This window comes from Desulfobacterales bacterium (assembly GCA_030066985.1).
In the GTDB taxonomy this organism is placed as follows: domain Bacteria; phylum Desulfobacterota; class Desulfobacteria; order Desulfobacterales; family JAHEIW01; genus JAHEIW01.
Genome location: JASJAN010000058.1, coordinates 38,992 through 55,475 on the forward strand (window position 1 = coordinate 38,992; position 16,484 = coordinate 55,475).

General features: G+C 50.8%; 14 protein-coding genes. 10 read left to right on the plus strand and 4 right to left on the minus strand.

Going from position 1 to position 16,484, the window contains the following annotated elements:
- The first annotated feature begins 78 nt into the window (after positions 1 to 78).
- On the plus strand, positions 79 to 1,377 hold the full coding sequence (locus QNJ26_20885; GenBank protein MDJ0988011.1) for a ferredoxin reductase family protein: 1,299 nt from the start codon (positions 79 to 81) through the stop codon (positions 1,375 to 1,377).
- A 139-nt stretch (positions 1,378 to 1,516) separates the two neighbouring features.
- Positions 1,517 to 2,107, plus strand: a complete 591-nt coding sequence (locus QNJ26_20890; GenBank protein ID MDJ0988012.1) for a YceI family protein — start codon at positions 1,517 to 1,519, stop codon at positions 2,105 to 2,107.
- A gap of 190 nt (positions 2,108 to 2,297) precedes the next feature.
- On the opposite strand, the gene QNJ26_20895 is transcribed toward QNJ26_20890, so the two are convergent.
- Together QNJ26_20895 and QNJ26_20900 are read right to left on the minus strand one after the other, a co-directional pair.
- Positions 2,298 to 3,653, minus strand: coding sequence for a glycosyltransferase family 4 protein (locus QNJ26_20895; protein ID MDJ0988013.1), 1,356 nt, complete (start codon positions 3,651 to 3,653; stop codon positions 2,298 to 2,300).
- Between the two features lie 732 nt (positions 3,654 to 4,385).
- Positions 4,386 to 4,523 (minus strand): hypothetical protein, encoded by a 138-nt coding sequence (locus QNJ26_20900; GenBank protein ID MDJ0988014.1) that lies wholly within the window; start codon positions 4,521 to 4,523, stop codon positions 4,386 to 4,388.
- Positions 4,524 to 4,855: 332 nt separating this feature from the next.
- On the opposite strand from QNJ26_20900, the gene QNJ26_20905 reads away from it, so the two are divergent.
- From QNJ26_20905 to QNJ26_20920, 4 genes are all read left to right on the plus strand, one after another.
- Positions 4,856 to 6,256, plus strand: coding sequence for a hypothetical protein (locus QNJ26_20905; protein MDJ0988015.1), 1,401 nt, complete (start codon positions 4,856 to 4,858; stop codon positions 6,254 to 6,256).
- A gap of 91 nt (positions 6,257 to 6,347) precedes the next feature.
- On the plus strand, positions 6,348 to 7,298 hold the full coding sequence (locus tag QNJ26_20910; protein MDJ0988016.1) for a hypothetical protein: 951 nt from the start codon (positions 6,348 to 6,350) through the stop codon (positions 7,296 to 7,298).
- Entirely contained in the window at positions 7,299 to 8,825 is a 1,527-nt protein-coding gene (locus tag QNJ26_20915; GenBank protein MDJ0988017.1) for a hypothetical protein, read from the plus strand. It begins immediately after the preceding gene.
- A 209-nt stretch (positions 8,826 to 9,034) separates the two neighbouring features.
- Positions 9,035 to 9,859: a DUF3786 domain-containing protein gene (locus QNJ26_20920; GenBank protein MDJ0988018.1), complete on the plus strand. Its 825-nt coding sequence runs from the start codon at positions 9,035 to 9,037 to the stop codon at positions 9,857 to 9,859.
- Positions 9,860 to 9,958: 99 nt separating this feature from the next.
- Here QNJ26_20920 and QNJ26_20925 read toward each other — a convergent pair whose 3' ends face one another.
- Both QNJ26_20925 and QNJ26_20930 read right to left on the minus strand, forming a co-directional pair.
- A complete protein-coding gene (locus tag QNJ26_20925; protein MDJ0988019.1) occupies positions 9,959 to 11,371 on the minus strand; it encodes an ammonium transporter in 1,413 nt (470 codons plus the stop codon).
- Positions 11,372 to 11,410: 39 nt separating this feature from the next.
- The gene (locus tag QNJ26_20930; protein ID MDJ0988020.1) at positions 11,411 to 11,749 is read right to left on the minus strand and encodes a P-II family nitrogen regulator; all 339 of its coding nucleotides are present in this window, start codon (positions 11,747 to 11,749) and stop codon (positions 11,411 to 11,413) included.
- A 302-nt stretch (positions 11,750 to 12,051) separates the two neighbouring features.
- Here QNJ26_20930 and QNJ26_20935 point away from each other — a divergent pair, with 302 nt between their 5' ends.
- From QNJ26_20935 to QNJ26_20950, 4 genes are all read left to right on the plus strand, one after another.
- Positions 12,052 to 13,251: a CapA family protein gene (locus QNJ26_20935; GenBank protein ID MDJ0988021.1), complete on the plus strand. Its 1,200-nt coding sequence runs from the start codon at positions 12,052 to 12,054 to the stop codon at positions 13,249 to 13,251.
- Positions 13,252 to 13,348: 97 nt separating this feature from the next.
- Positions 13,349 to 14,356 carry a transposase gene (locus QNJ26_20940; GenBank protein ID MDJ0988022.1) on the plus strand — a complete coding sequence of 336 codons (1,008 nt, stop codon included), beginning with the start codon at positions 13,349 to 13,351 and terminating at the stop codon, positions 14,354 to 14,356.
- 45 nt (positions 14,357 to 14,401) lie between these two features.
- Positions 14,402 to 15,802, plus strand: a complete 1,401-nt coding sequence (locus QNJ26_20945) for a penicillin-binding transpeptidase domain-containing protein (GenBank protein MDJ0988023.1) — start codon at positions 14,402 to 14,404, stop codon at positions 15,800 to 15,802.
- Between the two features lie 259 nt (positions 15,803 to 16,061).
- Positions 16,062 to 16,244 (plus strand): ribbon-helix-helix domain-containing protein, encoded by a 183-nt coding sequence (locus QNJ26_20950; GenBank protein MDJ0988024.1) that lies wholly within the window; start codon positions 16,062 to 16,064, stop codon positions 16,242 to 16,244.
- Positions 16,245 to 16,484: the final 240 nt, after the last annotated feature.

Genomic DNA, 16,484 nt, shown 5'->3' on the forward strand with positions numbered 1-16,484 from the left:
TACAAGATGCAGCCGAATAGCCGCAAAGATCCTCTAAAAATACTATCGTACGGACATCGCAGAATTTTCGGTTTCCTGATGGCGCTCATTTTTTTGCTGGTGATCGCAGGGGCGGCTTCCATTCCCTTCTTTTTTGAATCCTCATCGATTCTTTACAAATTCGGTGTTGACCGCGTTCTGTTGCTCACGGGGCAAGTGCTGGGGCTGGTTGCGGGCTGTCTGCTGCTGATCCAGGTGATCCTGGCCGCACGCTTAAAATTTTTGGACCGGGTTTTGGGTCTCGACCGCTTGTTTCGATATCATCGCTTGAGCGGAATCATCATTGCCGTTATGGTGATCATCCACCCGATAACGATATTTATTGCCGATGACCGCATTTCCATCCCCCTGCAATGGCGCTACTGGCCGGAGTTTGTGGGCCTGTTTCTGATGCTGCTGATCATAATCATGGTAGTGACCAGTGTTTGGCGAATTGGGCTGGGGCTTGCTTTTCACCGCTGGTGGCCGATTCACCGCTGGGCGGCGATCATCGCTGTGATTGCATTCGGGGTGCATGTGCTGTCGGTCAACGATACCTTCAAGCAAAGGCTGCCGCAGATGCTGGCGATTGCAGCCCTTATTTTGTGCGGGCTGATCTTTTTGTGGATCCGAACCCGTACCCTCAGAAACCGGCGCAAACCGCTGCAGGTAGCAGCTGTTGAAGACGCTGCTGCGGATGCGCTGCGTCTGAAGCTGGTTGCAGATGACCCGCACCTGCCGGCTCATCTGCCCGGACAGTTTGGTTTCATCACCCTTTCATCCGCTGCAGTTTCAAGCGAGGCGCACCCCTTTACCATCGTTTCCAGCCCAACCAAAGCCGATGGCCTTGAATTCATTGTGCGCACCAGCGGAGATTGGACCGCTCAATTAAAACACTTACAGCCCCAGGACCGGGTTTACCTCGACGGCCCCTACGGGCTGTTCAGTCATCTGCGGGTTGCCGACTCAACAGAACTCATTATGATTGCCGGCGGCATCGGCATCACTCCGATGCTCAGCATGTTGCGCTATATGGCCGACCACAATGACCCGCGCACGATAACGCTGATCTGGAGCAATCAAAGCCCGGAGCATATCGTTTTGCCGCATACGTTTGAAAAGCTGGCAGCACGATTGAACGGGCTGCGTATCGTGCATGTGATGACCCGGGTTGCTGAATTTGAAGGTGAACAAGGGCGTCTGGATCGGCCCATGCTCAAAAGGTTCCTTTCCGATTGCAGCCGCAACGCAGCCGTATTCGTTTGCGGCCCCGATCAAATGATGAAAGCCGTGCGCTCTTTTCTGGTGTCGCTGGGATTTGAGCGGCGCGTCGTTTTCATGGAAAGCTTCAGTCTTTAAGTCCCCATCGTTGACACCGCCACCGCGATCCTTATCATTTTTTTATTAATGCCAGATAAACCTGGGTTTCAACATAAGGAACAGCAACCGATCCAACCGGTATGAAGACCGAAGCGACGCCTGAAAAGAGGAGAAAAACATGAAACCGATGCTTTATGCGATTATTACGGTCATGGCCATTTCATTTACTGTCAGTGATGCAGCGGCTGAACTTCAAAAATGGGACATCGATAAAGGCCATTCAAACGTCTATTTTGATGTCCGCCACACCTATGCAATGGTCAGGGGGAAATTTGAGGATTACTCCGGATCGGTGCAGTTTGATGCCGACAACATGGAAATGGGCAACATCAGCCTTGAGGTGCGCACCAAAAGCGTCAACACCGGGATTGCCAATCGGGACAATCATCTGCGCGCCGATGAGTTTTTTGGCGTCAAAAAATACCCGACCATGACCTTTGTGTCCAGCGGGGTCAAACAGAAGGAGGGCAACCAGTACCTTGTAGAGGGGGATCTGACCATTAAGGGCAAAACCCGGAAAGTCGCGATGCCGTTTACGTTTTTTGGCTCGCGGGAAAACCCCTTAAAAAAGGGGCAGCAGGTTGCCGGATTTGAAGCCCGCTTTTCCATCAACCGGCTGGATTACGGGGTGGGACCGGGCAAATACGTTGAGATGGGCACCATCGGCAATCAGGTTGATATTCTGGTTACCCTGGAGGTGGTCAGATAACCGCATATCACCCCACATAAGATCGCTGTTAAAATTTAAAAAATTGCATCTTATCAAGTTCAAGTGCCACCCAGGTCAACATCGCAGACCAGGCAACGAATATCATGAAACGATAAAGTTTTATGACCATATCCCATCCCCCCTTGCATGGAGAGCGCTGTACTGCGTACTGGCACTCAGTACGCTGGTGTTAATTTTTCAAATAGGCAAATTGAACCACCTGAGGCCAGATCTTGAACTTGTCTGTTTGCGGTCGTTGTGCCGAAACGGCCGCTGCCTGCATCACATGCTGTTGTCCCAATGTCTGTTCCATCACCGAAACCAACCGATCTTTGAGAACTCCGTAGGAAAAGTGTTTTCTGGCAACCGCATAATTGTGGGCCACCATTTCTGCTTCTCTGTGGGGCGATTCCAAAATGTCTCTGACGGCCTGCACGGTTTCTGCGCCTAAGTTCCCGTCCATGGTCAGCAAATCAAATCCTTTGGGCTCAATATCGCTGACAAAGGTGGCGTAACGGTTAACCAGCATCGGCTTTTTAAAATAGATGGCTTCTAAAAGGGCATTGCCAAAACCTTCATTCAGGCTGGGAAACGTCACAAAGTCAGCATGGGCGTAGATGTTCCAGAGGCTATGCCCATTTACGCGCTGTCTGGCATGCTGCCAGGGGCTGGCAATCGGTTTTTGGGCCAGGCGCAGATCGACACCGCTGTCGAGGGCATAATGTTTAATGCGAGCCGCATAATCCCAGCCCTCATCTCCGGCTTCGTGGGAGATAAGCAGTTTATACCGCGGACTTTGCAAACCCTTGACCAGATCGATGGCATGCTCGATACCCTTGCGCTCAATAATGCGGGTGGGTTGCAAAATTGTTTTCTGATTCGGTTTTAGTCCAAAGGATGCCAGAAAACTGGTATAACCCCTACGGCGGCTGGGTGGGGGGTTATCAAAATCGAGCACATTGGGAATAATGGCGGCCGCAATGCCGCACCGGCGGGCAAGCGCCTTTTGTGCAACCGAATTGATGACGACATGCTGGATGCTGGCGTGTTTGGGTGGAAAGCACGCTTGTAGGTATTTGCCGACGGCATTGGTCTGCAAACGCTTTCGCTCCCAGTAAAAATCATGATGATGAGCAATGGTGGGTACCTGAGATTCGGCTATCAGTTCTGTTAGGGCCAAACCGAGGGGAATGTTCAAGGGAATGGCCAGCGCATTTTCAACAATGAGCAGGTCGATATGGAATTGATCGATAAAATCCTGCAGCCGGGTCTTTAAAACCTTTTTCAGGTTTTCTATCGATCCGGTGACCGATGCTGCTCGATTTGTTTTTCCGAAAACCTGCCGGTTTATCCATAAATTGTAGGGATGCTTAAAATGCGCCTCTGGTGCTAAATAGCTTTTTTCCGGATCTTTATCCAGCTCGCCGGCAAACCAAAAGCAGTTGAATCCCTCGCTTTCCAGCACATCGCCCCACTTGCCCGCTTCCAGAGAAACCCCGTCTAAACCCGCAAAACGGGTCGATACAAAACCGATGTTCTTAACCATTCCGCATTTCCTCCGACCTTATTTATGAATTTGCCTGTGATACGGGTTAGATGATCCACAAGAATGTGTTCCTGTGAAACAATTGGCGGGATTGTTTGCATCAATGATGCAATGTGATGATGTAATTCCTCAAAGGAGATGTTGTGGACGCAAAGGAACACCCGTATCACCCCCCTGGCGCTAATCTTTGCAAAATTCATGCTAAAGTAGTTTGTTTAAGTTAAAAAAATAATATAATGAAAACAATTATTTATAATGGCACCAGATGCATAATGATGCGCGCACGGTAAGGTTTTTCCTGAAATTATGTAATTCATTTCCCAACTATGCTGGCCCCAGAGTTTCATATAATCCTTAAGTTAATGCCTGACATACCGATAACCTTGATTGAGTATGGTCTCACGATGGTGCGACGTACTCACACGATCGGGGTGGTTCTCAGGAGCCACCCCGAAACTGTTTTTAGACCTATCTCAAAAATGTATCTAATGCTCAATGGCTGCGTTATCCAGGATAAATGGATTACACGTCTATTTTATGAAAAGTATGGTGTGCATTAAACCGATTCGAAATGCTCGAATATTATTCCGCCGGAGGCGGACGCCACTTACGAATCGGTATACGCCTTGCTTTGTTGAACACCTTAATGTGCTTAGATCAGATGTGAAATCCCACATTCATGCGGGGGACGTGATCTACTATTTTTGAGATAGGTTTTGTAAATAAGACAATTTACTCTCCAGCCGATATGGAGTGGAGATGGGTTCGGCCATGATCACCAACCCAGAAGCTCATGGTATCGGTCCAGGGGTGGCTTCCGCGCGGGAAGCCACCCCAAAACAAATCTTTGAATCTCTTTTGAATCATCATGGGCGGTCAACCTTTGAGCGCCCTTTTGATACAAAATCCCCCCAGCGCCGGCCGCGTGTCGCGGTTTTCAATCGGGCGGTTAAATCACCCCTGTGGTTCTTGTGTTAAACATCTGTAAATTTGTAACCTATTAAATTTATATTTATTTTTCTATTGACATATACCACATTGTGGTATAATCTAAGCCCTGCTCAAATGCCGTCCGACTGAAGTGCCATCCATACTCCCATTTTGAATATTATCGTCCAACACCCCGTGGAACGATAATCGCACTTCCATTTAACTTGAAAGCCCTTCACAGCGTGTTGTGGTCAAATTGAAAGGAGGTCGGCATGCCTGTTACCCTTATTAGCCACGATTTTTTACGCGAAACCATTCACAATGAAATCCCGCTTGCCAAAGGATTTGAGCATCTCTCAAAAGCCCTAGTTGATAATGCCAGCAACCGTATTGCGGCAGCGTTGCGCGGCGATTCAGACGATGACCGCTTAATCGAGTCCCTGGATAAATTTAAAAAAAGCCTGATTGCCAAAGCCCGGAACGATAAAAATAAAATCCCGGCGCAGAAGGTATCTGATTTTTTTGACCGTTACCTGGCTGTCAGAGCGCAAACGCTGGAAAGCCCGCCAGCTGATGAAAACGATATAACCGAGGCCGTCGGGCAGATCCTCAGCGATTTGAAAGGTCGCATCGGTGAGGTGGTTGCGCATCAAAAAGGGGCCGGGCTGGTAGTCGTCGGCGAAGATGTTGATTCAAAAGATAAAGCCCTTGAGAAATACAAAACGTCCAACGAAAACATCATTGTAGTGGACCCGGGCGAAGCAGATGGCGGCAAACAACCTGAAAAAGGCGTTCCGGCCGAGATTTTTGGCGAGCAAATCGACGACTCTGGATTTGATTGGCATCTTACCGAAATTGTAAAACGGCTCTATTGCGAAGAGGAAACACCCGAATTAGGCAAAGATGATATTATCCTGCAGGGAACTTTTGTCTACCGCGGTATTGGCCCCGAGAGCTTGAAAATAAGTCCGGCCGAAGTGGATTACGGCCAGGGCGATTCGCACTTTTACCTGCGCCCGCCCAATACAGTGCCGCACACTGGCAAACGGCCGATCGTGCTTATTGATGAGGGGACCAGCCTGTACATTTCCACCCACCTGATCACCGAATCCGATCAATGGACGGAGCTGGCCGAAATCCTTGCCGGATTCCTGTCAAACGCCGTCAGCAACCCTTTCTCTCAATTAAGCAGCGCGTTCAGCGGCGCAGCCAGTGGGGTTGCGCTCGGACTCGGCACGGGCACAGCAGTGGCCGGAGCCGCACTGGATGGGCTGACCAACCATTTGTCCAATGATTTGCTGAATAAAGCAGGCAAAAAGGTTTATGACACCATTTACGACCTGATTTCCAGCATCGGTATCAAGAGCAATATCATTTTCGATACCTGGTTTACCGCAGCTCTGATCCGCTGGGTGGTGCTCAACGGGGTCAAAACCCCCAAATGGGAAGTTCGCCATTATGCGTTTGGTAATAGCCGGTACAACCGCCCCGCCGAACCGAAAGATGATAATCCCAAGACAGGTGCCGGCATCCTGCACCCGAGTCATTACTTTAGCACACCCGATGTAATCCTTAAGCCTGCAATATATGACAGCGAAACGTATGAAAATATTACCGGAAAATACTGGTATGAATCTAGCATCCAGGTGGTGAAACGATATTTTGACAACTAGAGCCAGACGCCTGTTGAGCCGTTTTTAATCCCGTGGGCCCTTATTTTTGATGGAATGGCCAGGTGGCCCGACCAAAAGAAAGGAAAATCCGATGCCCAAAAAAGGCAAATCCAAAACCATAAAGCGCGATAAAACCGTTTACAAGGCACATGAGCTGCGCAACGATATTGTGCACACTTTTCCGCATGCGGGAGCGCGCGAAATGACCGTGTTGACCGGGCCGCTGGCTGTCAGCCCCGGTGAAAAGGCGGCCTATCGCCTCATATGGCCGCACAATGTGGGTAAAAGGCCCAAACTTAAGGTACGCTTTGTCCCCAAGGCGCGATTTGATGAATTTATACAATGCAGCCCGAACGCCCCGGCTGTGCCGCCTGATTTTGCGAAAAAATTTTCAGCCATGCGGTTAAAAAGCGCGCCAAAAAAAGAAAAAGTTGCCATCGACGACAGCCAACCCGGCCGCTGGCAGAAAGGCTGGCAGTATCTGCTGCAAGCGGAGAAACCCCAAAAAATGCCTAAAAGTGCCGCCGTAGAGGCCATTGGCTTTGAATTTACGGCATCAGACGAAGAGGGCGCTTATGTGTTTGAAGTGGATAGCGGTTTTCAGCCCGCCAGACCGTATGAAGCAGAGGCTCCCAAAATTCATTGGGTAGAGTACGTGGTCGTCTACAACAAACCTAGGAGCGCTTTTCCAGCGCCGGGAGTAGAGGACATTGCCGAGCTGCTGGTTGATGCGGTCAACCTGTCAACCAAAAATGGCAGGATCTGGTTTGTGCACCCGATTTATTTTGCCGAACAACTGCTGCGGGTACGGTTGTCCAAAGAGACCAAGCGGGAAATTGCGTATTGCGAAGACCTGCCGCGCGACCTGCCGGCCCCCGACGACCGTCTGGTCCAACTGCAATGGGGAAGACATTTGGCGGGTATGCGCCGCATTTGCCTGGAAAGCGACGGCCCCGAAGAGCCCTGTGTCGACAAGGAGCGCATGGCCGTTCAGGTCAACAACCCGATTGAGCTGGCAACGCTTTTAAAGGAGGTGGTCTAAATGGCTTTTACACCCGGAGCATTTGATATCATCGCCCAGATAGAAACCGCAGCCCTGGATGTGATTGTGGATGTCATCCTGGAGCAGCTCAGAAAAGACAACAAAACCAAATTTACCCATCAGATCGGCGGCGGCGGCAGCGGCAGTGGCAGCTCCTCAACCGGGGTCAACATAGAAGTCGAAATAACCGATCTGAGCATCCCGGAAATTAGCAGCGCTGACATCAACCAGCGCTTCAAAGAAGGCAACACGTTGGCCAGCTTTCGGGTCGATGCCGAGCTGGAGGTCAATGTCAGTCTGATGGGGTTGCCGCCTGGAACCACTTTATTAAGAGAGACGTTTTTTGTGAGCATCAACGATTTGGCCATCAGCCTGCCGGTATCACCCGGCGGCTTGCCGCTGGGGGTTTCGCTGGGTTTTGCCAATTTTGATCTGGATGCCGGGGGCCTAAACACCTTGCGGGGCCTGAATCCGGTGCTGAATCTGGTGGCAGATTTCATCGGTCTAGGGGTCCGCACGGTGCTGACGCCGCTGAAGCTGATTCCGATACCCATTCTGCAGTTTGCCGATGCCTTTGCCAAATTTGCCCTGCTGTTTGATACGGATTCCCCCTATCTGGGCACCAACGAAGCCGGCGACGGTTTGTATCTGGCGGCTGATTTTGCAGCCGCCAACCAATCGCCCTCCGACATTGCGACCGTGCTGGATATCATCCCGTCGAGCAGCCCGTTTAACGTGGCGGTGGTGTTGAGCAACCGGCCGCTGAACCAGCTGATACCGCTGCTTTTGGCCCAGAATCAAATCAGAAATACGATACCGACTCCCGGTGCCACCTTTGGTGTCTGGCGTGCGGCAGTTGAATTTCTTAACCCAATTACACCTACTGGCAATCCAGCGCTAATCGGCGTATATGCCGATGCCTCCGCGCGCATCAAAGTCGACAAGGGCGGGTTTTTGGGCGCTTTGTTCGGTAAAAAGAAAAAAGTCACCATCCATGCCAGTGCCGCTGTCAAGCTGGATGCCGGCGTTAAAAAAGATCCCGTAACTCTTGCGGCGCAGGTGGATTTCGTGGCCACCGCGACGCTGGTTGCCCAGGTCAGTATCGACAGCGTGCTGGCAGCGGTTTTGATGGTTGCCATGCAGCCGTTTATGATCATCTTCCTGCCGGTATTAAGCCAGTTGCTCAATGTTGCCGTGGATAAACTGCTGCCCCTTGAGTGGGAGGATAACGTTGGTGGCGGTGAGCTCACAGTGACGTTTAAAAAACTTCGTGTTCAGCTGTCCGGCGGGGCCTCACTGGGGCTGGGCGGTCTGAGCGAGGCCACCCTAAAGGTGAAAACCGATGCGACCCTGTTCGGTACTTTTCAACTCAGCCATTTTGTGGCCCACCAGATCAACGAAACCGGTATTGATCTTAAAGTTGGCTTTGAAAACGACTCGCTGGCCACACGGGAAATTGGTTCGCCACCTCCTAATGAGCCGATTCCGGGCGAACTGTTTATGGGGATTGAGCTGGCAAGACCGTAAGATCTGCCTGCCGGTTGAGCCCGATGATTGAACCATTCAACCGATGGCAGCGCAGGGAGGCAATGAGACCCGGCCGCTGGTATAGGATCGCTGGCGTTCGCCGATCCGACCGCTCATGGATTGACATCTAAAAAGATCATGCGTATGAATAAGTCTTTGGTCAGTCCATTGCTATTGCAAATCGAGGATTGGCGCAGGAGAGGCTTGGTATGCCAAAACCCAAAAACGCCATGGAGGTATTTCAGCTGCTCGACAAATCCAACTGCCGGGAGTGCGGTGAGAAAACATGCCTGGCCTTTGCCGGCGCCGTATTCCAGGGCAAACGCCATATCGCCGATTGCCCCAAGCTGGATCGCGAAATCATTGCGCGCTTTTCCGGGTCGGATGAAGAAGCCAATTCCGGTTTTGTGGAAGGGGCCGATTTTCTGGAGCAGCTTAAAAAGGAAATTACCGCTGCTGATTTGCCCGAGGCGGCTCAGAGAGTGGGCGCCGATTTTATGGGCAACAAACTGACGCTGAAGGTGCTGGGCAAAGATTTTAGCGTCGATACCGACGGAAATCTGTATACCCAGATCCACATCAATCCCTGGGTGGCGGTTCCGTTTCTGATTTATATCCTGGCCGGCAAAGGGCTGCCGGTCTCCGGCAACTGGGTTTCGTTTCGCGAGTTAAAAGACGGCAAGGAACGCTATGCCCTTTTTAAAAAGCGCTGCGAGGACGCCATGAAACAGGTGGCTGACAGCTACACCGCACTCTTTGACGACCTGGTCCATATTTTCAGCGCCCAACAGGTGGAAGAGCAATTTGAATCCGACATTTCGGTGGTGCTGCATCCGCTGCCCAAAGTGCCCATGATGATCTGTTACTGGCAGCCTGAAGATGGGCTTGAATCCAGTTTGAATGTATTTTTTGACCAGACCGCCGATCAAAACCTGAATGCCGATGCGGTCTTCACCCTCGGCGTGGGACTGGCCCAGATGTTTTCCAAGCTGTCCTTGCGCCACGGTTTTGACGAGGCCAGATCGATAAAATAGACCCCTTTAGCAACCATCCGTGCAACATTTGCACAACGTGAAAAACCCGCTGAATCTGATCAGCGGGCTTTTTTTCTGCGGTTATAGGAAAACCGGTATTTAAGTTTGCTCAAGCGGTTTGAGCTGACCGACCGAATCACCGGCGAGGCCGTCAGGTGGCCCCGGCGGTCGACCTGCATACCCGACTCCCCTGGTTGAAGAGATGCCAAAATCCGGATAGGCATTGCCGCCGTGCTCCACCAGATCGAGCCCTTCCAATTCATCTTCAGGCGCGACCCTGAGTCCGACAGCTTTATCGATGAGTTTGAACATCAAAAATGCGGTTGGAAATACCCACAAAAAGCAGGCCCCGATGCCCAAAAGCTGCACACCAATGATTTTCAACGAGGTGCCGCCGATATTAAAAATACCGGCTGCCAGGGTGCCCCAGGCACCGCAAACCCCATGAACCGATATAGCGCCCACCGGGTCATCGACTTTGATTTTATCCCAGAACAGCACCGACAGCACCACAAGGATTCCGGCAGCGGCACCAATAATGACAGCACTTAGCGGGGTGACTGTGGCACATGGACTGGTAATGGCCACCAGACCGGCCAGGGCACCGTTTAAACTCATGCCGACTTCCGGTTTGCCGAACCGGATCCAGGACATCACCATGGCCAGGACAGCACCGGCTGCTGCAGCCAGGTTGGTATTGACGAATATGAGCGCAATATCTTTGTTGGCCGCGGTGGTTGACCCGGGATTGAACCCGAACCAACCCAGCCATAGGATGAAAACACCCAGCGCCGCCAACGGCAAGTTATGGCCCAGAATTGGTTTGGTGCGGCCGTCTTTGGTATATTTTCCCAGGCGGGGACCGAGCACCAGGGTGCCGGCCAGGGCTGCCCAGCCGCCCACCGAGTGCACCACGGTCGATCCGGCAAAATCAATAAACCCGAGGTTTTCGAGCCAGCCGCTGCCGTTGAAAAGGCTGCCCCAGGCCCAGCTGCCGAAAACCGGATAGATCAGGGCGCTGAGCACGACGCTGTAAATCAGGTAAACGGAAAATTTGGTTCTTTCGGCCATGGAACCGGAAACGATGGTGGCGGCAGTGGCGCAAAATACGGCCTGAAACATCCAAAACGCCAGCACCCACGGATCGCCGCCGACCTCAAAATCGGACAGAAAAAAGCCCGAGGTTCCAAACCAGCCGGTCGAAGAGGCACCAAACATGAGGCCAAAGCCGACAGCCCAGAACGCCAGCGAGCCCATCGAAAAATCCATCAGGTTTTTCATCAGGATGTTGACGGCATTTTTAGCGCGGGTAAAACCGGCTTCCACCATGGCAAAACCAGCCTGCATGAAAAACACGAGGGCCGCGGCCACCAATGTCCAGACATAATCGGCATGGGTTTGCACCAGGTCGATCAGGTTTTTGTTGGATTCAACGGTGGGCGCTTCGTCTCCGGACCATACACGGCTTATTGAAATGACGACAAACAAAAATGTAAGGTATAATTTTTTCATCACGATCTGACTCCTCCTTCAATTAGAAAATGTTTTCATTTAAACTGCGTTCAAACCGGTCTCACCGGTGCGGATTCGAATGGCTTCCTCCAGCGAGCGGATAAAGATTTTGCCATCGCCGATTTTGCCGGTTTTGGCCTTGTCTTTGATGATATCGATGACTTTGGCGCACAGATTATCATCGACAACCACATCAATCTGGATCTTGGGCACAAAGTCCACCTGATACTCAGCGCCGCGAAAAACCTCACTGTGACCGCGCTGGCGCCCGAAGCCTTTGACTTCGCTGACTGTCATCCCATTAACGCCGATGCCGTTCAGGGCGTCCTTCACGCTTTCAAGCTTGAAGGGTTTGATAATGGCCTTGATCTCTTTCATGCAAATGCCTCCTTTGACAGGTTTGGGTTCTGGATTTACAGAAAATTTCATATTGGGCTTATAGGTGAGCAACCTTTATGCCACTATTCATAAAAGGGTATTTAAATTCTAAAGTACTGAAAATATATATTTTATTTTCATAAAGAATAAGAGAAGCTGCATTTTATTTATAACATAATTGTATAATATTATTTATATAATTACAAATTTGTATATAAATATACGGTAATGACAAATATGTATTTTTTATCGATCAGCCGCTGCGATAAAACGGATTGCGATTTTGTTATGCGGTATTATTAATGGATATGCTCATCAAAGTGCTTGGTTATATTTTGGCCGCAAGTTTGCTTTGCGCCAGCGGTCCCTCCATGGCCGACGAAAAGAAAATGACGCCCAATATTAAAATATTTATGTGCGGGGATGTGATGACCGGCAGGGGAATCGATCAGGTGTTACCGCACCCGGTCGATCCGCTGATCCATGAGTCCTATATGAAAAACGCCAGGGGTTATGTCAAGCTGGCTGAACGGACAAACGGCCCTATCCGGCAGCCGGTCAGCTTTGCCTACATCTGGGGAGATGCGCTGGCGGAGCTTGAGCATGCGGCGCCCCACGTAAGGATGATCAACCTTGAAACCAGCATTACCACCAGTGATGATTACTGGCAGGGCAAGGGCATCCACTACCGCATGAGCCCGCAAAATACGGCCACTTTAAGCGCCGCCGGCATCGATGTTTGTGCCCTGGCCAACAACCATGTTTTAGACTGGGGATTTGCCGGCCTTTTGGATACTTTGGCAGCGCTGAAAAAGGCGCACATCAAGACCACCGGTGCCGGACCAAATGCGATTTCTGCCGCTGCACCGGCGGAGATCCGCATCAACGACCGGCAAAGGGTAAAGGTCTTTTCAGTTGGCCTGCCCGACAGCGGGATACCCGCTAGTTGGGCCGCTACTTCCAGCCGGGCGGGCGTCAACCTGCTGCCGGATTTGAGCGCTGAATCCGTACGCCACATTCAAAAAATGGTGCAAGTCCACCAGCGCAGCGGTGACATCGTGATCGTTTCCATCCATTGGGGCGGTAACTGGGGTCATGATATATCCCGTCGACAAAGAAGATTTGCCCAGCGCCTGATTGATTTAGGCGGGGTGGACATCGTCCACGGGCATTCGTCGCATCATGTCAAAGCGATTGAAGTCTATAACAAGAAGCTTATTCTTTACGGCTGCGGGGATTTTTTAAACGATTATGAGGGCATTGGCGGCTATGAGGAATTCAGGGCGGATCTAACCATGATGTACTTTGCCACCTTAGATGCGTCTAACGGTCATCTTTTGGATCTTCAAATGATACCGATGCAGATCAAGCAGTTTCAACTTCGTCGGGCCTCGCAAGCCGACACCCGTTGGCTGAGCGAGACCTTAAACCGGGTAGGGCAATCGTTCGACACACGGGTGAAAATCGAATCCGATAATCGCTTGATCCTGCAATGGGAATAAATTTGACCATCAATCGTTTTCTGGGAAATTTATTATTTAAGGGACGTCCATGAAATTATAACTTTTCTTTCATCATATATCGTGGTACGATTAGTATATGCCACGCCAAGCGCGCATAGACGCCCCGGGTGCGCTGCAGCACATCATTGTCAGAGGCATCGAACGCAAAAGCATCTTTATTGATGACCACGATCGCGACAATTTTGTGGCCCGGTTGACCACGGTCCTGCCTGAAAGCACGGCGCGTTGCTACGCCTGGGCTTTGATCCCCAATCATTTTCATTTGCTGCTGTGCAGCGGCAATGTCCCCATCTCAACGGTGATGCGGCGCTTGCTGACCGGGTATGCGGTATCCTTTAATCGGCGCCATCGCCGCCACGGGCAGCTGTTTCAAAATCGTTACAAATCCATCCTTTGCCAGCAGGAACCATACTTGCTGGAGCTGGTGCGCTATATTCACCTCAATCCGCTGCGGGCCGGAGTTGTTCCCAATTATAAAGCGCTGGACAAGTTTGCTTACGGCGGACACACCATTCTTTTGGGCCATAAACAGCATGCGTTTCAGGATACCGACTCGATCCTGGCTTTATTCGGTCAAAACCATTCAGTCGCGCGCAAAAAATACCGGGCTTATGTGCAAAAGGGGATCGAACACGGACGCCGGCCGGATCTGATCGGTGGCGGGCTGATCCGCAGCGCCGGTGGATGGACCGCCGTCAAAGGTCTGCGACGGGCAAATGCGCGTCTCAAAGGCGATGAACGCATCCTGGGAGATAATGATTTTGTCTATGCCGTTTTGGAGGCAGCGCAGGAGCAGCTGGCGCAAAAATATCAACTGGCTGCCAAGGGCTTTGATTTTGAAAAGGTCGTCGAGCGGGTTGCAGCCGTTTTTGGTATAGAATCAGACCAGGTCCTGGCTGCCGGCAAACACCCGCCCATCGTTAAAGCCCGCAGCGTGCTTTGTTATTGGGCCGTGCGGGAGCTGGGGATGAACGGCACGGCCGTGGCCGAAAAACTGGGCTGTTCACAGTCGTCGGTGAGCAAATCCGCCAAGCGCGGCGAAACGATTGCCTCTGAACATAACCTGAAACTGATCGAAGGCTAGTACCTGAATTTTGCATTCGAGATTCGGGTGGAAAGTAATAATTTCATGGGCGTCCCTAAAATTACTAAGATTAAAAAGGCGAGTTGGCGAGACTATCAGGACCGGCTGCAAAGGGCACAAAGAAGCGAGCAGCGCAAAAAAAATGTGCGCCGGTATGTTAAATATATCATGCCGTTTGTGGTGGGCTGTCTGGCCGTCTATGTTGCCATCACAGGGTCTTTTGGCTCTCTTTTCGACGAAACTGAAACGACGCCGCCCCCGAAAAATGTCAAACAGCCAGTAAAGTCCCCCAAAGCGGCTGCGCCGCCGTCTTTTGACAAAGACCAGATTCATCAGATAATCGACAGCCGCCGTTTTGCAGATTTGCAGGACAATGTTTTTGAAATTGAAAATAACGACCAACGCCTGCGGGTGCAAACCAGCATTGATCTTGCGCTGCAAAGCTACCTGACCAAGAAGCTGGATCGTAAAAACTCCAGCCACATCGGAATCGTTGTCATGGATCCCGATAATGGCCGGATTTTATCGTTAGTGGGATTTAACAAGGCCGATCCGTCAAACAATCCCTGTCTGAACAGCTCTTTTCCGGCCGCCAGCATATTTAAAATCGTAACTGCGGCTGCCGCCCTTGAAAAAGGGAATTTAGGGCTGAATTCCAAACTGCGCTATAACGGCCGCAAATACACCCTCTACAAGTCGCAACTCAAGGAAAAAAGAAACAAATATACCAACACCGTTACCCTAAAAGAGGCTTTTGCCAAATCGGTAAATCCGGTTTTTGGCAAACTGGGGACTCTGTACCTGGGAAAAACACAACTGGAAACCTATGCCGCGTCTTTTGGATTCAACCGCGAGATTAATTTTGAAGTTTATCTGGCACCCAGTCAGACGGTCATTACCGATGAGCCCTATCAATGGGCGGAGATTGCCTGTGGGTTTAACCGCCAGACCCTGATGTCACCGGTTCACGGTGCGTTGATATCGGCCACGGTTTTTAACAGCGGAAAACTAATTGAGCCCACCATTGTGGATCACATCAGCGATGAAAAGGGCGCGCAACTGTACCAAAGCCGGCCTGCTGTGGTCACCCAGGCTTTTGCCCCGCACACATCGGCCGCCATGCGCGAGCTGATGAAAACCACCATTCGATCGGGCACGGTACGCGGCACATTTCGCAAATATCACCGCGATAAAATCATCTCCCGGCTGGAAATCGGCGGCAAAACAGGCACGATTAACAACAAAACCGACGACATCAAATATGAATGGTTTGTCGGATACGCACAGGACAAAAACAGTGACGCCAAGATTATTTTGTCGGTGCTGGTGGCCCATCAAAAATACATCGGAATCCGCGCACCCCAGTACGCCATTATGGCATTTAAAAAGTATTTCAAATCCGAGTTTGCAAAAGTGACATCCCCGGCAGCGGCCAATCCGGGCTGACGGCCGGAGACTTTCATCTACTGCGTTATTAAGGGCAAGGCATAGTTTACTATAGCCTCGCCCTTAAGTGTCTTGTATATGTAAGCCTCCGACTCGCCAGTTGGATGTCGCCTCACTGCTCTCAAAGGGATTTTAATAGGGCTCGCGTAAGATTTTAATAGTACTTTTTCTAATATGGGCAACATTTTTATGACGTTGCCCATTTTTTTATTAAAGTTCCCATTATAGTTACCGATATTTCTATAAGAGGATAAATGTTATGGGTACAAGAAAAATGTATAACACCACCCTGGATACCAAGCTCATCAGGGAAATCAAGGTGCTGGCCGCCAGGCTGGACAAGCGCCAGAATGATATCCTTGAAGAGGCAATTCAGGATTTGCTGAAAAAATACAGATCCCAGGATTCGCTGGAAATGCCCAATGAATCCGTGGCGCATTAAGCGCTGTCCATTGATAACCGGGAAAACTGCTTCGATAGCCGGGGATTGTGGACGATGGGTGGATCGGGTGGTCTGTGGTGGATGACCTGTGGTGCCTGCAAGGGCACCCGTCTGAGATCATTGTGGAGGTCATGGTTTGGATAATATGGTATTTATTGGCTTTGGCTTGATTGGTTTCGGTTTAGCATTTTTCATCTATATGCTGCTGTCCGGCAAGCCGGAAAATGATGATTAAAAGGA